Annotated in this window: 19 protein-coding genes and 1 pseudogene; 15 read left to right on the top strand and 5 right to left on the bottom strand. The window is 64.9% G+C overall.

Features of this window, described 5'->3' with window-relative positions:
* Positions 1-15: 15 nt before the first annotated feature.
* Together ybaK and plsY are read left to right on the top strand one after the other, a co-directional pair.
* On the top strand, positions 16-507 hold the full coding sequence (gene ybaK, locus KHN96_RS13295; RefSeq protein ID WP_062737904.1) for a Cys-tRNA(Pro) deacylase: 492 nt from the start codon (positions 16-18) through the stop codon (positions 505-507).
* Positions 508-577: 70 nt separating this feature from the next.
* Complete coding sequence (gene plsY, locus KHN96_RS13290; protein ID WP_045787584.1) at positions 578-1,201, top strand: glycerol-3-phosphate 1-O-acyltransferase PlsY; 624 nt, start codon at positions 578-580, stop codon at positions 1,199-1,201.
* 70 nt (positions 1,202-1,271) lie between these two features.
* Here plsY and KHN96_RS22810 read toward each other — a convergent pair whose 3' ends face one another.
* Positions 1,272-1,526 (bottom strand): helix-turn-helix domain-containing protein, encoded by a 255-nt coding sequence (locus tag KHN96_RS22810; protein ID WP_238587549.1) that lies wholly within the window; start codon positions 1,524-1,526, stop codon positions 1,272-1,274.
* Between the two features lie 337 nt (positions 1,527-1,863).
* Between KHN96_RS22810 and KHN96_RS22960 the strand changes: the two are divergent.
* From KHN96_RS22960 to KHN96_RS13275, 3 genes and pseudogenes are all read left to right on the top strand, one after another.
* Positions 1,864-2,088, top strand: a pseudogene (locus tag KHN96_RS22960) (penicillin acylase family protein); the annotation flags it as partial.
* Positions 2,089-2,290: 202 nt separating this feature from the next.
* Positions 2,291-2,500 (top strand): hypothetical protein, encoded by a 210-nt coding sequence (locus KHN96_RS13280; protein ID WP_062737905.1) that lies wholly within the window; start codon positions 2,291-2,293, stop codon positions 2,498-2,500.
* A gap of 97 nt (positions 2,501-2,597) precedes the next feature.
* Entirely contained in the window at positions 2,598-5,441 is a 2,844-nt protein-coding gene (locus tag KHN96_RS13275; RefSeq protein WP_147282535.1) for a YadA-like family protein, read from the top strand.
* Positions 5,442-5,534: 93 nt separating this feature from the next.
* On the opposite strand, the gene KHN96_RS13270 is transcribed toward KHN96_RS13275, so the two are convergent.
* Positions 5,535-6,020 (bottom strand): YajQ family cyclic di-GMP-binding protein, encoded by a 486-nt coding sequence (locus tag KHN96_RS13270; protein WP_045202696.1) that lies wholly within the window; start codon positions 6,018-6,020, stop codon positions 5,535-5,537.
* 105 nt (positions 6,021-6,125) lie between these two features.
* On the opposite strand from KHN96_RS13270, the gene murB reads away from it, so the two are divergent.
* The 3 genes from murB (at position 6,126) to argG (ending at position 9,110) form a co-directional block, all read left to right on the top strand.
* On the top strand, positions 6,126-7,154 hold the full coding sequence (gene murB, locus KHN96_RS13265) for a UDP-N-acetylmuramate dehydrogenase (protein ID WP_062737906.1): 1,029 nt from the start codon (positions 6,126-6,128) through the stop codon (positions 7,152-7,154).
* Between the two features lie 148 nt (positions 7,155-7,302).
* A complete protein-coding gene (gene ppnP / locus KHN96_RS13260; protein ID WP_045787587.1) occupies positions 7,303-7,620 on the top strand; it encodes a pyrimidine/purine nucleoside phosphorylase in 318 nt (105 codons plus the stop codon).
* Positions 7,621-7,772: 152 nt separating this feature from the next.
* A complete protein-coding gene (argG, locus tag KHN96_RS13255) occupies positions 7,773-9,110 on the top strand; it encodes an argininosuccinate synthase (RefSeq protein ID WP_045787588.1) in 1,338 nt (445 codons plus the stop codon).
* 81 nt (positions 9,111-9,191) lie between these two features.
* Here the strand turns inward: argG and argF are convergent, their stop codons facing one another.
* Positions 9,192-10,118 (bottom strand): ornithine carbamoyltransferase, encoded by a 927-nt coding sequence (argF, locus tag KHN96_RS13250; RefSeq protein ID WP_045787589.1) that lies wholly within the window; start codon positions 10,116-10,118, stop codon positions 9,192-9,194.
* Positions 10,119-10,486: 368 nt separating this feature from the next.
* Here argF and KHN96_RS13245 point away from each other — a divergent pair, with 368 nt between their 5' ends.
* Positions 10,487-10,813, top strand: a complete 327-nt coding sequence (locus tag KHN96_RS13245) for a DUF3579 domain-containing protein (RefSeq protein WP_062737907.1) — start codon at positions 10,487-10,489, stop codon at positions 10,811-10,813.
* A gap of 143 nt (positions 10,814-10,956) precedes the next feature.
* On the opposite strand, the gene rpsT is transcribed toward KHN96_RS13245, so the two are convergent.
* A complete protein-coding gene (rpsT, locus tag KHN96_RS13240) occupies positions 10,957-11,223 on the bottom strand; it encodes a 30S ribosomal protein S20 (protein WP_045787591.1) in 267 nt (88 codons plus the stop codon).
* Between the two features lie 288 nt (positions 11,224-11,511).
* On the opposite strand from rpsT, the gene murJ reads away from it, so the two are divergent.
* A complete protein-coding gene (gene murJ / locus KHN96_RS13235; RefSeq protein ID WP_062737982.1) occupies positions 11,512-13,065 on the top strand; it encodes a murein biosynthesis integral membrane protein MurJ in 1,554 nt (517 codons plus the stop codon).
* Entirely contained in the window at positions 13,065-13,910 is an 846-nt protein-coding gene (locus tag KHN96_RS13230; protein ID WP_062737908.1) for a SirB1 family protein, read from the top strand. Before murJ ends, KHN96_RS13230 begins: the two co-directional genes overlap by 1 nt.
* A 3-nt stretch (positions 13,911-13,913) precedes the next feature.
* On the opposite strand, the gene KHN96_RS13225 is transcribed toward KHN96_RS13230, so the two are convergent.
* Positions 13,914-14,558: a VTT domain-containing protein gene (locus KHN96_RS13225; protein ID WP_045787593.1), complete on the bottom strand. Its 645-nt coding sequence runs from the start codon at positions 14,556-14,558 to the stop codon at positions 13,914-13,916.
* Between the two features lie 125 nt (positions 14,559-14,683).
* Here KHN96_RS13225 and mutL point away from each other — a divergent pair, with 125 nt between their 5' ends.
* The 4 genes from mutL (at position 14,684) to KHN96_RS13205 (ending at position 18,907) form a co-directional block, all read left to right on the top strand.
* Positions 14,684-16,582, top strand: a complete 1,899-nt coding sequence (mutL, locus tag KHN96_RS13220) for a DNA mismatch repair endonuclease MutL (protein ID WP_045787594.1) — start codon at positions 14,684-14,686, stop codon at positions 16,580-16,582.
* Positions 16,583-16,589: 7 nt separating this feature from the next.
* Positions 16,590-17,561: a tRNA (adenosine(37)-N6)-dimethylallyltransferase MiaA gene (gene miaA, locus KHN96_RS13215; RefSeq protein ID WP_062737909.1), complete on the top strand. Its 972-nt coding sequence runs from the start codon at positions 16,590-16,592 to the stop codon at positions 17,559-17,561.
* Positions 17,558-18,088, top strand: a complete 531-nt coding sequence (locus tag KHN96_RS13210; RefSeq protein ID WP_045787596.1) for a GNAT family N-acetyltransferase — start codon at positions 17,558-17,560, stop codon at positions 18,086-18,088. The genes miaA and KHN96_RS13210 overlap by 4 nt, the downstream gene beginning before the upstream one ends.
* A 78-nt stretch (positions 18,089-18,166) precedes the next feature.
* Positions 18,167-18,907 carry a 2OG-Fe(II) oxygenase gene (locus KHN96_RS13205; RefSeq protein WP_062737910.1) on the top strand — a complete coding sequence of 247 codons (741 nt, stop codon included), beginning with the start codon at positions 18,167-18,169 and terminating at the stop codon, positions 18,905-18,907.
* Position 18,908 lies beyond the last annotated feature (1 nt).

The following is an 18,908-nucleotide window of genomic DNA, read 5'->3' as shown; positions in this document are numbered from 1 at the left end:
GTTCCCCTGCCCCGTATGAGCAAGTCCAAGCACGTCTCCGAGACCCCGGCCACCCAGTTCCTCAAGGCACATGGCGTCGTTTTCACCGAACACACCTACGACTATGTCGACAAGGGCGGCACGACCGAGTCTTCGCGCCAGCTTGGCGTCGATGAACATCACGTCGTCAAGACGCTGGTGATGGAAGACGAGCACGCCAAGCCGCTGATCGTGCTGATGCACGGGGATTGCTCGGTCTCCACCAAGAACCTCGCGCGCCAGACCGGGCGCAAGAACGTACAGCCCTGCAAGCCCGAGGTGGCACAGCGGCACAGCGGTTACCTGGTGGGCGGCACGTCGCCGTTTGGCGTGCGCAAGGCGATGCCGGTGTATGTGGAGGCGAGCGTGCTGGAGCTGGAGCGCATCTACATCAACGGCGGCAGGCGCGGCTTTCTTGTCAGCATCGCGCCCAGCGTGCTGACCACCGTGCTGAATGCGCAGCCCGTCAACTGTGCAAACCCCGATTGAAACGAACGCGGCGGCTGGGGCACCCTACGCGGCGCGCTACAATCCCGCAGCCTGATTTCACCGATTTCCTATGTCCCCAGTCGTCGCAACCGTCATTTTTGCCGTGGCCGCCTACCTGATCGGCTCGATCTCGTTTGCCGTGGTGGTGAGCCGCGCGATGGGTCTGGCAGACCCGCGCACCTACGGCTCGGGCAACCCCGGCGCCACCAACGTGCTGCGCTCGGGCAACAAGAAGGCGGCCATCCTCACGCTGCTCGGCGATGCGGCCAAGGGCTGGCTGGCGGTGTGGCTGGCGCAATGGCTGGCCGCGCGCTTTGGCGTGGACGAAACCGGCATCGCCCTGGTGGTGATCGCCGTGTTCCTGGGTCACCTGTTTCCGGTGTTCCACCGCTTTGAGGGCGGCAAGGGCGTGGCTACGGCGGCAGGCATTCTGCTCGCGCTGAACGTGTGGCTCGGGCTGGCCACACTGGCCACGTGGCTCATCATCGCCGTGTTCTTCCGTTATTCATCGTTGGCGGCGCTGGTGTCAGCGGTGTTCGCGCCGTTCTTCTACGTGCTGATGAACGGCTTCGACTGGATTGCCGGGGCGGTCGCGTTGATGGCGGTACTGCTCATCGCGCGCCACCGCGCCAATATCGCCAAGCTGCTCGCCGGCAAGGAAAGCCGCATCGGCGAGAAGAAAAAAGCGGCCTAATTCCGCAGCTCGGCGCGCACCGAATGCGCGCGCCGATGTTCTCCGGGCGGCCGCCCCGTGTGCCGCCGGATCAATCGCCGAAAGGCAGACATGTCCTGATAGCCGCACTGCTGGCAATCGCCGTCAGGCTCAGCGTGCTGACTTCGAGCAGGTGACACGCGCGCGCCACGCGCAACCGGTGCAGCAATTGCAGCGGCGACGTCCCCACTGTTTTCGCGAAATGCCGCAGCAGCGTCCGCTCGCTGGTTGAGGCCGCGGCCGCAAATTTTTCCAGATCAAACGGTTCGCGCAGATGCTGCTGCAGGTATCGCCGCGCCCGCAGCACGACGCTGTCGCGGATGGCCGGTTTGCTGCGCAGCCAGATGCCGATGGCCTCGCCGCACGAGGGTGATCGAGTACCGCATTGCCCACGGTGCGGGCAAGCCGCGCATCCGCCAATCGCGCGACCAACCGGTGCGCGAGCGCCACGCCATGCTCCATCGCCCGTGCGGTGATGACGTTGCCACTGGTGACAATCGCCTGTGCGGGCACCACCTTCAGGCTGGGGACATTGCCCTGCACCCACCCGGCAATCAGCCACATGACGGTCAGGCGCTGGCCGGGCGGCAGCACGTCGGCCAACATCGCCACCCCCGTGAAGGGCGATGCCACGCGGCGGCCTGCCGAAGGGCTTGCAGGTGTATTTCGGCACGAGCTACATCCAGCCGGTTACGTTCGACGATCAGGGCCGGTGGCGGATGCGCTTCTTACCTACGGTGAATCGACCGCCCCGCCTCGCCGCATGCGTTCGACCCGATGCGCGGCTTTCGGCCAAGCGCTGAGACCGGCTGCCGTTCTCGGAAGCCGCCATCGCCGCCGATCCGGCACTGAAGGTGACCAAGCTCGCAGTAGTGCAGCGCCTGCGTCGCGGCCGTGCGATGCAGCGGCGCGTCCCTTTGCCGCGCATCCGGACGATTCCGCCTGCTTAAGCCACTCTTGCCAGAAGGGACCGTGCATTTCCCGTATCACCCGAGCTGGCCCGCGTTCGTCGCGGGCCGTTTCTTTTGGTGCATTCGGCGCACAACAACCTATCGAGACAGACACCCAGCCATGGCCACTCGCATTGTCATGCCAGGCAAGGTCAACCCGATGATCCCGGAAGTGGTCAACGAGATCGCCTATAAGGTGATCAGCAACGACGTCACCATCACCTTTGCCGCGAGGCCGGGCAGCGCCAGCTCAGTGCGGTCACACCTTCGCGCCCAACTGGCGGCCTTCGACACCCCACGAACCGCCTGCCCCGGGTCGAACGCCTGTTGAAAAGATGCGCAGCTTGCAGCTTGCGCTGGGCAGCGATCTGATGCCCGCATCGCTGGAGGGCTATGCCTTGCTCTAGGTCTCGGGCCAGGGTGAAGCGTTGGATTCGGCACGCAAAGCGTTGTCGGCACGCCTTACCGGCCGCGCGGCCAAGAAGCGGAATAACGCTGTACGGCGCTTGCAAGACCCCCGCCCGGTGCGGGGGTTTAGTGTTTTTGACGCCGCGCAATTGGCGCTACGGTGCGGTTTTCGGGTTTGTGGACGCATTTCCTTTAAGACTTTTCTTATTCAGGAAACACCCCTCCATCCTTATGCTGAATCCGTCACCAATGATCAATTCACGGGAAGGACGAGGATCATGAACAAGACCTATCGCACTGTTTTCAACACCGCCACCGGAACGTATGTCGCCGCTTCGGAACTGGCCCGTGGCCGCAAGAAGGGCGAGACCGCCCTGGCGCTGGTGGCTGCCGCCATGCTGTCGATCTCGGGCACTGCGTTAGCGGCTGACGCCGATGACGAAGACGAGACCGACGAGGACAAGCCGGTGGTGAGCACCTTAGCGCCGCGTTCGATTGGTACGAACAGCATGATTGGAATCAGGGTCGCAAACGAATGGGGGGCCGCAGCAGGAACCTCGGATGTCGCTATTGGCGAAGCATCGAAGACGACGGATTATTCGGCCGGGCAGGTTGCAGGTGCCATCGCTATTGGACGCGACACCAGTGCCACGGATCGTCCTACGGGAACTACGAGCGGATTGGTAGGAATTCCGGGCCTGGCCAACACCTCGATCGCTATGGGGCGAAGGTCTGCGGCCGACTATGGAAGCGTGGCGCTGGGGCCCGATGCTCAAGCAAACAACGCGGCTTCCGTTGCCCTGGGCAACGGCTCCGTTACGGATCGCGACCTGTCGGTCTCTGTTGGTAATGCCGGCCTCGGCATGACGCGCCAGATCACCAATGTGGCCGCCGGCACGAAAGACAATGACGCCGTCAACTTCGGCCAAATGAATGCGGCGCTGGCAACCAAGGTAGACAACACGCTCGTCAAGATCGGCGGTGCCGCCGCGGCAACGGTCAGCGGCCGCTCAACGAACATTGCCATTGGCGCCGGTTCTGAATCGACGGGCGCCGCGGGCAACAGCGGCACAGTCGCCATTGGCGAATTGGCCAAAGCCAACGGCGATGCAAGCTCCATTGCCATCGGCGCAGCCACCGTAGCGTCCGGGCAGAGCGCCGTTGCCATGGGACTTCGTTCCGAGGCGACCAACTCAAACTCGCTGGCGCTCGGGTACCAGGCATCGGCTACGGCCAATAGCGCCGTCGCCCTGGGTGCAGATTCGGTGGCGGATGTGGCCAACACCGTGTCGGTGGGTAACGCCACCACCAAGCGCAAGATCGTCAACATGGCTGCCGGCACGGTCTCGTCCACCAGCAAGGATGCCATCAACGGCGGCCAGCTGTATGGCGTGGCCGACAGCGTGGCTTCGGCCATGGGCGGCGGTGCGAGCGTCAATGCGGACGGTTCGATCGAGGCTCCGAGCTTCACCGTGGGTGATGGCAAGGGCGGCACGACCACGGTCAACAACGTAGGCGCTGTGGTGACGAACCTGAATGGCCGTGTGACGAGCAATGAAACCAGCATCACCGATCTGCAGAAGGCCGTGGGCTCGGGCACGGTGGGCCTGGTGCAGCAAGCCGCTGGGGGCGGCAAGCTGACGGTCGGTAAGGACGCCGATGGCACGGAGGTGGATTTCACCGGCAAGGGCGGCGCCGGCCGCAAGCTCACGGGCCTGGCCAACGGCACCGTGGCGCCGGGCAGCAAGGACGCAGTGACGGGCGATCAGCTGAACACAACCAACAGCAACGTGAGTGCCCTGAGCACGCGCGTGACGGCCAGCGAGACGAACATCACCGATCTGCAAACGAAGATCGGCTCGGGCTCGATCGGCCTGGTGCAGCAGGATGCGACCACCCACGCCATCAACGTGGCGGCTGCCGCGGGTGGTACGTCGGTGAACTTTGCCGGCACGGATGGCGTGCGCGTGCTCAGCGGCGTGGGCGCTGGCGTGGCCAACACCGATGCGGTGAGCGTCGGACAGTTGAAGTCAGTGATCGGCTACAACATGGTTGACCCGCTCGACCCGCTGATGGCGACGCGCTATGACAGCGCGGACATGAAGTCCGTTACGTTTGGCGGCGACCCGCTGTTCGGTACGGTGCTGCACAACGTGGGCATGGGCGCCATTACGCCAGACAGCAAGGACGCCGTGAACGGCAGCCAGTTGTTCGCCACCAACGAGAAGATCGCTGCGTTGGATGGCCGCGTGTCGGGTCTGGAGTCCGTCGTGGGTTCGGGCAGCGGCACGGGTGGTGGCTCGGATGCGCAGGGCACGGGCGGCCCCGGTTCGACCGTCGTTGGTGCGGGCTCCGTGGCCTCGGGCGACAACAGCACGGCTGTCGGCGCGGGTGCCATCGCAACGGGTAAGAACAGCACGGCAATGGGTCAGGGGTCCACGGCAACGGGCAACAACTCGGTGGCCATCGGTGCCGGTTCGATGGCCACGCGTGACAACGAGGTGTCGTTCGGCTCGGCAGGCAATGAGCGCGTTCTCGGCAACGTAGCCGAAGGCGTGCGCGATACCGATGCCGTGAACAAGGGTCAGATGGATCGTGCGATTGGCGGCGTGCAAAACCAGATTGCCGACGTGTCGCGCACGGCCTACGCCGGTATCGCTGCTGCCACCGCGCTGTCGATGATTCCAGGCGTGGACCCGGGCAAGACCCTGTCGCTGGGCATCGGCACGGCCAACTACCAAGGCTACCAGGCCGTGGCGCTGGGCGGCGAGGCGCGCATCAACGCCAACATCAAGGTGAAGGCTGGCGTGGGCATGTCCAGCGCCGCCACTACCGTGGGCGCGGGTGCGTCGTACCAGTGGTAAGCCGCCCCTAGCCTCCACGCAGTCCAAAGCAAAACGCCCCGTATGGCATGTGCGGGGCGTTTTTGCTTGGTTTGGTTGAAGTCGGCGAGCCGGTCAGTCGCGGAAGTTGTTGAAATCCAGCGGGGTGTCGCTCACTTCCTTGCGCAGCATGGCGATCACGCTTTGCAGGTCGTCTCGCTTGGCGCCGGTCACGCGCACCGCGTCGCCCTGGATGCTCGCCTGCACCTTGATCTTGCTGTCCTTGATCGTCTTGACGATCTTCTTGGCCAAGTCGCCCGAGACGCCCTTCTTGATCTTGACGACCTGCTTCATCTTGTCGCCGCCGATCTTTTGCTTGTCCTGGTAGTCCAGGAAGCGCACGTCGACGTTGCGCTTGGCAAGCTTGTTCATCAGCACGTCGTTGACCTGACCGATCTTGAAATCGTCGTCGGCAAACAGCGTGAGTTCCTGCTCCTTGTGCTCGACGCGGGAGTCGGAGCCCTTGAAGTCGAATCGCGTCGAAATTTCTTTGTTGGCCTGTTCCACGGCGTTCTTCACTTCCACCATGTTGGCTTCGCATACCACGTCAAACGACGGCATCGTGTTCTCCTTGCAGACTTGAATCGGGTTGCTGCGGCGCCTGTGTGCGGGGGCCGCGTGCGCCATGGCTTCTATAATCTCGGCTTTCCCAGCAGATTTGGCGCCATGGCGTTGCTCGACACGCATTATCCCCTAGGCCAGCACAACACGTTCCGTTTCGAGGCCACTGCGCGCTATGCCGCCCACGTTCGCACGCCGGACGACATTCCCGCCGCGCTGGCCGACCCGCGCGTGCAGGGCTTGCCGGTGCTGGTGCTGGGCGGTGGCAGCAATGTCGTGCTCACACGCGATTTCGAAGGCCTGGTGCTGCTGATGGAGATTCCGGGCATCGCGACCGGCCGAAGCATGGTCGATGGCCGCGCAGTCCACACCGTCACCGCAGGCGCCGGCGAATCGTGGCATGGCCTGGTCGCCCACACGGTGGCGCATGGCTTGCCTGGGCTGGAAAACCTCGCGCTGATTCCCGGCACGGTGGGCGCCGCGCCCATCCAGAACATTGGCGCATACGGTGTCGAGATCAAGGACCGGTTCCATTCCCTGCGCGCCTACGACCGCCACGCCGGCGAATTCGTCACCCTCACCGCCACCGATTGCGCCTTCGGCTATCGCGACAGTCTGTTCAAGCGTGCCGGCGCCGATCGCTACGTCATCACCGAGGTCACCTTCGCCCTGCCGGTCGATTGGCAGCCCGACACGCATTACGCCGAACTCGCGCGCGAGCTGTCCGCGCAAAACATCGCCAGCCCCACGGCGCAGGACATCTTCGATGCGGTGGTCGCCATCCGCCGCCGGAAGCTGCCCGACCCGGCCGAGATCGGCAACGCCGGCAGCTTCTTCAAGAACCCCATCGTCGATGCCGCCACGCGCGATGCCCTCGCCGAGCGTTTCCCGAATCTGGTCGGATATGTGCAGCCCGACGGCACGTACAAGCTCGCCGCCGGCTGGTTGATCGATCAGTGCGGCTTCAAGGGCCGGCAGAGCGGCGCGGTGGGTGTATACGAAAAACAGGCGCTGGTGCTGGTGCACCGAGGCGGCGGCAGCGCGGTCCAGCTGATGACGCTGGCGCGCGAGATCCAGGACGCGGTTCATGCGCGCTTTGGCGTGCGCATCGAACCTGAACCCGTCGTGGTGTAAACAGGCGACCGGATGGACGCGCTGGGCATCTTGCGCCACATGCCCCGTGCCTGGATTCGGGCAGCCTCCGCCTGACGTACCCGCGGTCGATCCAATGGCCTAAAATGGCTGGTTTGACCCCACGACCTCCCTTTTCGCGTTCCATTTCATGACCACCGAAACCTTTGACGGCGTCCGCCTGACCACCAAGGCCAATGTGTACTTTGACGGAAAGTGCGTCAGCCACAGCTTTACCCTGCCCGACGGCACCAGGAAGTCCGTGGGCGTGGTGCTGCCGGCCACGCTGACCTTCAGCACGGCCGCCGCCGAGATCATGGAATGCGTGGGCGGTTCGTGCGAATACAAGCTCGACGGCACCGATGAATGGAAGACGTCCGGCGCAGGCGAAAGCTTCCAGGTTCCGGCCAACTCGAAGTTCGACATTCGAGTGACCGAGGCCTACCACTACATCTGCCACTACGCCTGAAACCGGCTCGCGATCCTACTGCGCACTCCGATCTTGGCCCTGCGATGCTCGCTGTACCCGTGTACGGCTGCGCTTCTCGAACCAACCTCGAAGCGCTCGCTACGGATCGTGAGCCGGTTTGAATCCTGAACGGCTATTTGAAGAGAAAGATTATGGAAACCATCCTGCAACACGTTCCCGTCGGCCAGAAGGTCGGCATTGCCTTCTCGGGCGGTCTCGATACCAGCGCAGCGCTGCGCTGGATGAAGAACAAGGGCGCGCTGCCCTATGCCTACACCGCCAATCTCGGCCAGCCCGACGAGGAAGACTACGATGCCATCCCGCGCAAGGCGATGGAGTACGGTGCAGAGAAGGCCCGCCTGATCGACTGCCGCCCGCAACTGGCCAATGAAGGGATTGCCGCTATCCAGTCCGGCGCGTTCCACATCAGCACTGGCGGCATCACGTACTTCAACACCACGCCGCTGGGCCGCGCCGTGACCGGCACCATGCTCGTCGCGGCCATGAAGGAAGACGACGTCAACATCTGGGGCGACGGCTCGACCTTCAAGGGCAACGACATCGAGCGCTTCTACCGCTACGGCCTGCTGACGAACCCGGCGCTGAAGATCTACAAGCCGTGGCTAGACCAGGCCTTCATCGACGAGTTGGGCGGCCGCGCCGAAATGTCGGCCTTCATGACGAAGGAAGGTTTCGGCTACAAGATGAGCGCCGAAAAGGCCTACTCGACGGACAGCAACATGCTGGGCGCCACGCACGAGGCCAAGGATCTGGAGCACCTGAACAGCGGCATCCGCATCGTCAACCCGATCATGGGCGTGGCGTTCTGGAAGCCGGAAGTCGAGGTCAAGGCCGAAGAAGTGTCGGTCACGTTCGACGAAGGCCGTCCGGTCGCCGTCAACGGCCGCGAGATTGCCGACCCGGTGGAGATGTTCCTCGAGCTGAACCGCATCGGCGGCCGTCACGGCCTGGGCATGAGCGACCAGATCGAGAACCGCATCATCGAAGCCAAGAGCCGCGGCATCTACGAAGCCCCGGGCATGGCGCTGCTGCACATCGCCTACGAGCGCCTGGTGACCGGCATCCACAACGAAGACACCATCGAGCAGTACCGCATCAACGGCCTGCGCCTGGGCCGTCTGCTGTACCAGGGCCGCTGGTTCGACCCGCAAGCGATCATGCTGCGCGAAACCGCCCAGCGCTGGGTGGCCCGCGCCGTGACCGGCACCGTCACGCTGGAACTGCGTCGCGGCAACGACTACTCGATCCTGAACACCGAGTCGCCCAACCTGACCTACGCGCCGGAGCGTCTGTCGATGGAGAAGGTGGAAGACGCGCCGTTCAGCCCGGCTGACCGTATCGGCCAGCTGACCATGCGCAACCTCGACCTGATGGACACGCGCGACAAGCTGGCCATCTACGCGAAGGCCGGCCTGCTGTCGCTCGGCACCAGCAACGCACTGCCGCAGCTTGGCGGCGACAAGAAGTAACCGACCGTCGCCTCAAAGCAAAAGGCCGCTCCGAAGTGCATCGGAGCGGCCTTTTTTCATGGCCTCGGCTGCAGGCAGCTTTCAGTACCGGCCGCAGAGCAGGTATTCCATCAGCGCCTTCTGCACGTGCAGACGGTTTTCCGCCTCGTCCCACACGACGCTCTGCTTGCCGTCGATGACCGCCGCTTCGACTTCCTCGCCGCGGTGCGCAGGCAGGCAGTGCATGAACAGCGCATCCGGCTGCGCACGCTGCATCATCGCCTCGGTCACCATCCAGTCGCCAAAGGCCTTCTTGCGCGCTTCGTTCTCGGCTTCGTAGCCCATGCTGGTCCACACGTCGGTGGTCACGAGATGGGCGCCCTCGCAGGCCTCGAGCGGGTTTTCGAACACATGCACGAACGGCAGGCTGGAATCCGCCACCATGGCCGGGTCAAGCTGATAGCCCTTCGGCGCGGAAAAGTGGAACCGGAAGCCGAGGATCTCAGCCGCCTGGATCCACGTGTACGCCATGTTGTTGGCATCACCCACCCAGGTGACCGTCTTGCCCTTGATGGGGCCGCGGTGCTCGATGAAGGTGAAGATGTCGGCCAGCACCTGGCACGGGTGGTATTCGTTGGTCAGCCCGTTGATGACCGGCACGCGCGAATGCGCGGCAAAGCGTTCGATGATCTCCTGCCCGAAGGTGCGGATCATGATGATGTCGGTCATGCGCGAGATGACCTGCGCCGCGTCTTCGATCGGCTCGCCGCGCCCCAGTTGAGAGTCGCGCGTGTTGAGGAAGACCGCGTGGCCGCCGAGCTGGTGAATGCCCGCTTCGAACGACAGGCGCGTACGCGTGGAATTCTTCTCGAAGATCATGGCCAGCGTGCGGTCGTGCAGCGGGTGCCACGTCTCGTAGTTCTTGAACTTGGCCTTGAGGATCGCGGAACGGTCCAGCAGGTACTCGTACTCTTCCAGCGAAAAGTCCTTGAACTGCAGGTAGTGCTTGATCGAGCTTGGTGGGTTCATAAAACAACGAAGGCGGCCCGCAGATGGCGCACCGGAAACCTTCCTGGCACACCGCCCTAGCCGCCTTGTCTTGGTGAAGATTCGGTCCATCATACGGGATCACTGCCCGTTTGGCGAGCTTCATGCCGGACAGCCGCGCGCCTCGCGCGTGCGCCGGTGAAAGGCCGATGAAAGTCTTATATAAGATATAATACTGGCTACCCCGGAAGTCCTGCTCCGCTGCAATCCCGCGCAATAGAACGGGCCTGCATGTTCATCAAGCGGCAACCGGGCAAGCGCATCATCCGCACCACAAGTGCACCCGTTCGAACGTTGCGGCACACGCGCGGTCGAAGTCGTTTGCAAATCTCCACAGCCCCACGCAGTCCATGGCAGCCAACCCCCGCCAATTCTTCATCCAGGGCGTCACCCGTGACGGAAAGACCTTCCGCCCGAGCGACTGGGCCGACCGGCTGTGCGGTGTGATGGCGCAGTTTCGCCCCCCCGGCGATACCGGAGACCCACGCTTTACCTATTCCCCTTACGTGCGCCCCGTCATGTCCGGAGGCGTCAAGAGCGTCTTCGTCGACGAGCGGCTGCGCGAGATTGAACCCAAAGCGCTGGATTTCGTGCTGAACTTCGCGCACGACAACAATCTCCAGCTCGTGGAAGCCTGCATCCTGCCCGACGCAGGGGCCCCTGCCCCGAAAGGCTAGCGCGCAGGGCCTGGGGCCCGCGCTTCCAGCGCCGAAGAACACCGGCGCACAAAAGCAAAAAGCCTGTCCTCGGACAGGCTTTTTTATCGTCGGTGCGTGACGTCGACCGCCACGCCGTGCCGGCAGAGCCGGCACCACCGAAATCAGGCAGCCATTGCCTTGATGGCAGCGGACAGACGCGACTTCGCGCGTGCAGCCTTGTTCTTGTGGACGATCTTCTTGTCGGCGATGCTGTCGATGGTGCTTTGCGCCGTCTTGAATGCAGCGGCTGCCGCAGCCTTATCGCCACCGGCGATGGCCTTGCGAACGCCCTTGATCGCGGTGCGCAGACGCGAACGCAGAGCCGAGTTGTGGGCGTTCAGAACGACGGCCTGGCGTGCGCGCTTGCGTGCTTGTGCGGTGTTTGCCATGGAAAATTTCCTGAAGAAAACTGTTGCAAGCGCCCCGGGAGACACGGAAGGCCGAAGCGCGCGAATGCGTGAGAAACGGCAATTATACGCAGATTCCTCAGGCGGATGCAAACCGTGTTGCGAAATCGCCCCGACACGACTGCTCCGCGACGCTTGCTTCACTTTTAGGCATGTGGCGGGGCCATCCCTATAATACGGCCGCAATGCGCAGCGCCCGCCGCGAACCGTGGCACCCGCATGCAGTCAGACCGCCATCGTGATCGCCCTGCGCCCAACCACGCATTCATCTTGAATCTGCTCAAAACCCTCGCCACGATCAGCGGCCTGACGATGCTCTCGCGCATCACGGGGCTCATCCGCGAAACGCTGATCGCCCGCGCCTTCGGCGCCTCGGTCTACACCGACGCTTTCAACGTGGCCTTCCGCATCCCGAACCTGCTGCGCCGGCTCTCGGCCGAGGGGGCGTTCTCGCAGGCGTTCGTGCCGATCCTGGGCGAGTTCAAGAACCGCCAGGGCGAAGCCGAGACCCGCGCACTGGTCGATTCCGTCGCTACGGTGATGACGTGGTTCCTGGTGATCGTCTCGGCGCTGGGTGTGATCGGCGCGCCCTTGATCGTCACGGCCGTGGCGACCGGCTTCAAGGAGCACGAGAGCCAGGCGTACATCTCCGCCGTCTTCATGACGCGGGTGATGTTCCCGTACATTGGGCTGGTGTCGCTGGTGGCCCTGGCCTCAGGCATCCTGAATACGTGGCGGCAGTTTGCGGTGCCTGCGTTCACGCCGGTGCTGCTCAATCTATCGTTCATCGTGGCGGCGGTGTTCGTCGCGCCGCATCTCGAGACGCCCATCTACGCGCAGGCCTACGCGGTGATGGTGGGCGGCATCCTGCAACTGGCCATCCAGGTTCCGTCGCTGCGCAAGGTCGGGATGCTGCCGCGCGTGTCGTTCAACGTGCGTGCGGCGTGGCACCACCCGGGCGTGCGGCGCGTGCTCAAGCAGATGCTGCCGGCCACGCTGTCGGTATCGGTGGCACAGATCAGCCTGATCATCAATACGAACATTGCGTCGCGCCTGCCGACCGGCAGCGTGTCGTGGCTGAATTATGCGGACCGCTTGATGGAATTCCCGACCGCGCTGCTGGGCGTGGCGCTCGGGACGATCCTGCTGCCGAGCCTCTCGAAGGCCAGCGCGGACGACAACCGTGAGGAATACTCGTCGCTGCTCGACTGGGGCCTGCGCCTGACGGTGCTGCTGGCGGTGCCGTCGGCCGTAGGGCTGTTCGTTTTCGGTGCGCCGCTCACGGCCACGCTGTTCCACTACGGCAAGTTCACGGGCATCGACGTCGAGATGACACGCCAGGCGCTGGTGTCGTACGGCGTGGGGCTGATCGGGCTGATCGTCATCAAGATCCTGGCGCCGGGCTTTTATGCGCGGCAGGACATCCGCACGCCGGTGAAGATCGCGCTGGTGGTGCTGGCAGCCACGCAGCTCTCCAACTACTTCTTCGTGCCGGTGTTCGGGCACGCGGGACTGGCGCTGTCGATCAGCTTTGGCGCGACCATCAATGCGGCGCTGCTGTTCTTCGGATTGCGCCGCCGCGGCTATTACCACCCGCTGCCGGGCTGGAGGCTGTTTCTCGCACAGGTGACGTCGGCCGTGCTGCTGCTCTGGGCGCTGCTGCTGTGGCTCGCGCACAATTTCGACTGGGTGGCGCTCGGTGCCAAGCCCCTGGTGCGCATTGCGCTGTTGAGCGCTTGCCTGGTCCTGTGCGCGGCGGTGTATTTCGGTACACTGTGGCTGACCGGGTTGAAGTTCTCCACGTTCCGCAAAAAGGCCATCTGATGACCACGAAAGTCCTCGATTATTTTTCGGCCCTGGTCGCGGACGACGACAGCATCCCCCTCACCGAAACGGCGCTGTCCATCGCACAGGACGCGTATCCCGACCTGGACCTGCAGGCCGAGCTCGCCGCCATCGACGTGCTCGTCGCGCGCATCAAGAACCGCATCGCCGACGGCACGCCGGCCATCCAGCGCCTGCGCCTGCTCAATCAGTTCTTCTATCGCGAGCTGGGCTTCGGGCCCAATGCAAACGATTACTACGACCCCGAGAACTCGTATCTGAACGCGGTGCTGCAAACCCGGCGCGGCATTCCGATCTCGCTGGCGGTGCTGCTGATGGAGATCGGCCAGCAGATCGGGCTGCCGCTCAAGGGGGTGTCGTTCCCGAACCACTTCCTGGTGCGCATGAGCATTCCGGCCGGTGAAGTCGTGATCGATCCGCTCACTGGGCAGACGCTGTCGAAGGAAGAGCTGCAGGACATGCTCGACCCGTACCTGGAAAAGGAAGGCATCGAAGACCCGAACACGGTGCCGCTCGGGGTATTCCTGCAGGTGGCGACGCACCGCGAGATCATCGCGCGCATGCTGCGCAACCTGAAGGCGATCTACCTGCAGGAGTCGCGCTGGCAGCGACTGCTGGCGGTGCAGCAACGGCTGGTGATCCTGCTGCCGGATTCCATTGAGGAAGTGCGTGACCGGGGGCTCGCCTACGCCAACTTGGAATGCTTCCGGCCGGCCTTGGCCGACCTGGAAGCCTATGTCGATGCGCGGCCCGATGCGGCCGACGCCGCCAAGCTCCAGGAGCGCATGCCGACGCTGCGCGCCATGAGCAAGAACCTGAACTGACGCTCACTTCGGCGCCGCGGCACGGCGGCGCTTGAGGAGCTTCCACACCCCGCCCAGCGCCAGCGGCACGATCGCCGCGCCCAGGCCGATCAGCACGATCGTGTTCAGGTGATCGCGGATCACCGGAACGTTGCCGAACGCTTCGCCCGACAGCACCAGGATCGCCACCCACAGCACGGCGCCGATCATGTTGAAGAGCTGGAACTTCGCAAACGTCATCTTCGACACGCCGGCGACGAACGGAGCAAACGTCCGCACCACCGGGATGAAGCGCGCCATCACGAGCGTCTTGCCGCCGTGGCGCTCGTAGAAACCGTGCGTCTTCATCAGCGCCTGGTGATCGAGAAAGCGGATGTGACCGTCGAACACCTTGGGGCCGATCCAGGAGCCGATGAAATAGTTGACGGTATTGCCTGTCGTGGCGGCAATCACGAGGAGCACGATGAGCAGCCACGCGTCCATCTGGCCGGTCGCGCACATGGCGCCGGCAATGAAGAGCAGCGTGTCGCCTGGCAGGAAGGGCAACACCACCAGGCCGGTTTCGGCAAACACAATGGCGAACAGCAGCACGTAGACCCACGCGCCATATTGCTGAATCAGCAGGCCCAGCGATTTGTCGACATGCAGCACGATGTCGACCAGTTGCATCACGATATCCAAACCATCCCCCTAAGCGAGCGGGAAATGATACCGGATGTGACTTCGATTTCCCCTTATCCCTGGCAGGGCTTGCGGCGCTGCGACGGACAGGGCGTGACATTTATAATGCCGCGATGAATTCCGCCGCCACGTCCCGCCGCCCCATCCGCCCGCTCCCCGACCAGCTGATCAGCCAGATCGCGGCCGGCGAGGTGGTCGAGCGGCCCGCGTCCGTGGTCAAGGAGCTGCTGGAAAACGCGCTTGATGCGGGCGCCACGCAGCTGCAGATCAAGCTCGAAGAAGGCGGCGTGCGGCGCATTGCCATTACCGACAACGGCGGCGGCATTCCGGCCGATGAACTGCCCGTTGCGCTGATGCGGCATGCGACCAGCAAGATCGGCTCGCTGGAAGAGCTGGAATCGGTGGCGACGCTAGGCTTTCGCGGCGAGGCGCTGGCCTCAATTGCCTCGGTGGCTGAGCTGACGCTCACCTCGCGCACCGCCAACGACGCGCACGCGACGCAGATCATCGCCCAGACCGGACGCGTGCAGCCGGCTTCGGGCGGCGTCGGCACGACGGTCGACGTGCAGCATCTGTACTTCAATACGCCGGCGCGCCGCAAATTCCTCAAGACCGAACAAACCGAGCTGGGCCACTGCCTGGAGGTGATCCGCCGCACCGCGCTGGCGCGGCCCGACGTGGCGATCTCCGTGCATCACAACGGCAAGCCGCTGGAACACTGGAACGCCACGCAAGCCGATGTCCGCACGGCGGCCGTGCTCGGCACCGAATTCGCGCGCGCGCGACTGCCGTTCGAAGAGCAGGCGGGCGAACTCCGCATCTTCGGTTTTGCCGGCCTGCCCACGGCCTCGCGCGGCCGCGCAGACCACCAGTTCTTCTACGTCAACGGCCGCTTCGTGCGAGACCGCCTGCTCACGCACGCCGTGCGCAGCGCCTACGAAGACGTGTTGCACGGCGACCGCTTTCCCGCCTACGTGCTGTGCCTCGAACTGCCGCCCGAGGCTGTGGACGTGAACGTGCATCCCTCGAAGATCGAGGTGCGCTTCCGCGACAGCCGCGCGGTGCACCAGTTCGTCTACCACGCCGTGCAGCGCGCGCTGGCGCGCCACGCGGGCGAGCAAGGCGACAGCCTGCGCACCGATATCGGCGATGCGGCGCAAGTGCCGGCCGTGCCCTCGCCGGCGGACAACACCACGCGGTGGATCAACCAGATGGCGGCGCGGCAGACGTCGCTCGGCATTGCGCAGCCGCGCGCGGAATACCTGTCGATGATGCGCGGTGACAGCACGCCGATGCCCGCGTCGCGTCCCGCATGGATGGCCGACGTGCCGAGCGCCGCCACGCTGTTCGACGGCGGCACCGCGACTGCCGACACGGCCACCGCCGTGGCAGAGCCCGCCGCTGCAGCGCAGGCCGACGAAGACGACGACCACCCGCTCGGCTTCGCCATCGCCCAGTTGCACGGCATCTACGTGCTGGCGCAGAACGCGCGCGGCATGGTGCTGGTCGACATGCACGCGGCGCACGAGCGCATCCTGTACGAGCAGCTGAAGACGGCGCTGGAAGCCAAGCGCGTCGAGGTGCAGCCGCTGCTGATCCCGGTTACGTTTGCCGCGAGCGCGGTGGAGATCGGCACCGCAGAGGAATACCGCGACACGCTCGCGCTGCTCGGTTTCGACATCTCTGCCGTCTCGCCGACGACGCTCGCCGTGCGCTCGGTGCCGACGCTGCTGCAAAAGGCCGATGCACAGGCCCTCGCCCGCGACGTGCTGCGCGACCTCCACGCCTACGGCGGCTCGCGCGTGCTGGCCGAACGCCAGAACGAGCTGCTCGCCACGCTGGCGTGCCACTCCGCCGTGCGCGCCAACCGCCGCCTGAACCTCGACGAGATGAACGCGCTGCTGCGCCAGATGGAAGCCACCGAGCGCGCCGACCAGTGCAACCACGGCCGGCCGACCTGGATCCAGCTCACCGTGGCTGACCTCGACCGCCTGTTCCTGCGCGGCCAGTAAGCTCGCGATGACCGCCTCATCTGCAACCGCGCCACGCGCCGTCTGCCTGCTGGGCCCGACGGCGTCGGGCAAGACCGCCGCCGCGCTGAAGCTGGCCGAACGCTGGCCGGTCGAGATCATCAGCATGGATTCGGCGCTGGTGTATCGCGGCATGGACATCGGCACCGCCAAGCCCAGCGCCGAAGAACAGGCCGTCGCGCCACATCACCTGATCGACATCATCGATCCGCGCGATGCCTATTCGGCCGCGCAGTTTGCCAACGATGCGAACGTCCTGATCGACGCCATCCGCGCGCGCGGCCGGCTGCCGCTGATCGTTGGCGGCACGATGCTGTACTACAAGGCGCTCACGCAGGGCCTCTCGGATTTGCCCGGCGCCGATCCGGCGATCCGCGCGGAGATCGACGCCGAAGCCGCACGCCAAGGCTGGCCGGCATTGCATGCCAAGCTGGCGTTGGTCGACCCGATCACCGCCGCGCGGCTGCACGCGACCGACGCGCAGCGCATCCAGCGCGCGCTTGAGCTGTACCGGCTGACCGGCCGACCGATGTCTGCGTTGCTCGCGCGTGAAGTGGGCGCGAACGCATTCCGGCAGCACGATGCCGTGGCGCCGTACCTGACGATTGCGCTGGAGCCGTCAGACCGCCTCGTGCTGCATGCGCGCATCGCGCAACGCTTCGACGCGATGCTGGCGGCCGGTCTGCTCGACGAGGTCGAGGCTCTGCGCAAACGCGGCGACCTGTCGCCCGCACTGCCGTCCATCCGCTGCGTGGGTTATCGCCAGGCATGGGCGTATCTCGACGGCGAGATCGACATGACCGGCCTGCGCGAACAGGGCATTGCCGCCACGCGCCAGCTCTGCAAGCGCCAGATCACGTGGCTGCGCAGCACACCGGAGCGGCACGTGGTGGATTGCCTTGCCCCCGATTACGTCGACCAGGTCGCGCGCCTGGTCCAAACCTCACTGGAATCGCAATGACGACCACTGACACCGCCACCACGTTCACGCTGCGCCCCGCCACACCGGAGGACTGCGCCGCGCTCGTCCGCCTGATCTCTGCGCTGGCCGAGTACGAGAAGCTCACGCACCTCGTGCAGACCACGCCCGAGGCGCTGGCCACGATGCTCTTCGGGCCGCGCCCGTACTGTGAGGCGGTGTTGGCGGAAGTCGACGGCCGCGCCGTGGGCTTTGCGCTGTTCTTCCACAACTTCTCGACGTTCCTGTGCAAGCCGGGGCTGTATCTGGAGGACCTGTTCGTCGAGCCGGAATATCGCGGCCTGGGCATCGGCAAGGCGCTGCTGATCCACCTCGCCCGCCTGGCGCAGGAACGCGATTGCGGCCGCTTCGAGTGGAGCGTGCTCGACTGGAATGCCCCGTCCATCGCCTTCTACGAAGCCATGGGCGCCGACGTGCTGCCCGAGTGGCGCATCTGCCGCACCACGGGCGATGCCCTGACGAAGCTGGCAGCCATTCCCATGCCGCCGGCGCTGGCTGCGGCGCGCTGAATTTGACCGCAAGCTCCGGAGTGCGGCGCATTCCGACAAGCGTACGCTTGGCATATCGGATTCGCAGACAGAACGGATATGCCGCCTTCCACCGCCAACGCGCAGACCGGCGCGGAGCACCATCCCAACCTCGCACGCATCGACTGGCACGCCGTTGAAGACGCCCTCAACGACGTCGGCAGCGCCGTGCTGCCAGCGCTGCTCACGCACGGCGCCTGCGACGCGCTGGCCGCGCTGTACCCGCAAGAGCGCCTGTACCGCTCGCGCGTGGTGATGGAGCGCCACGGCTTCGGGCGAGGCGAATACCAGTATTTCGCCTATCCGCTGCCGGACCTGATTGCGGACTTGCGCACCGGCCTGTATCCGCCGCTGGCCACCATCGCCAACCGCTGGAACGCGGCCATGGGCATCGACGTGCGCTATCCACCCAGGCACGCCGATTTCCTGCGCCGCTGCCACGAAGCCGGCCAGCTGCGCCCCACGCCGCTGATCCTGCAATACGGCCCCGGCGACTACAACTGCCTGCACCAGGATCTCTACGGTGAGCACGTCTTCCCATTGCAGGTGGCCATCCTGCTGTCCGAGCCGGGCGTCGATTTCACCGGCGGCGAATTCGTCATGACGGAGCAGCGTCCGCGCATGCAGTCGCGGCCCGAGGTGGTGCCGCTGCACAGGGGCGACGCGGTGGTCTTTGCCGTGCACCACCGGCCCGTGCAGGGAACGCGCGGCACCTATCGCGTCAACATGCGCCACGGGGTGAGCCGCCTGCGTTCGGGCCGGCGGCATACTGTGGGCATCATCTTCCACGACGCAACGTGAT

The sequence above is a fragment of the Ralstonia mannitolilytica genome (assembly GCF_905397375.1).
GTDB lineage: Bacteria > Pseudomonadota > Gammaproteobacteria > Burkholderiales > Burkholderiaceae > Ralstonia > Ralstonia mannitolilytica.
Note: the sequence above shows the minus strand (reverse complement) of the source record. Positions and strands in the feature narration are given on the sequence as shown.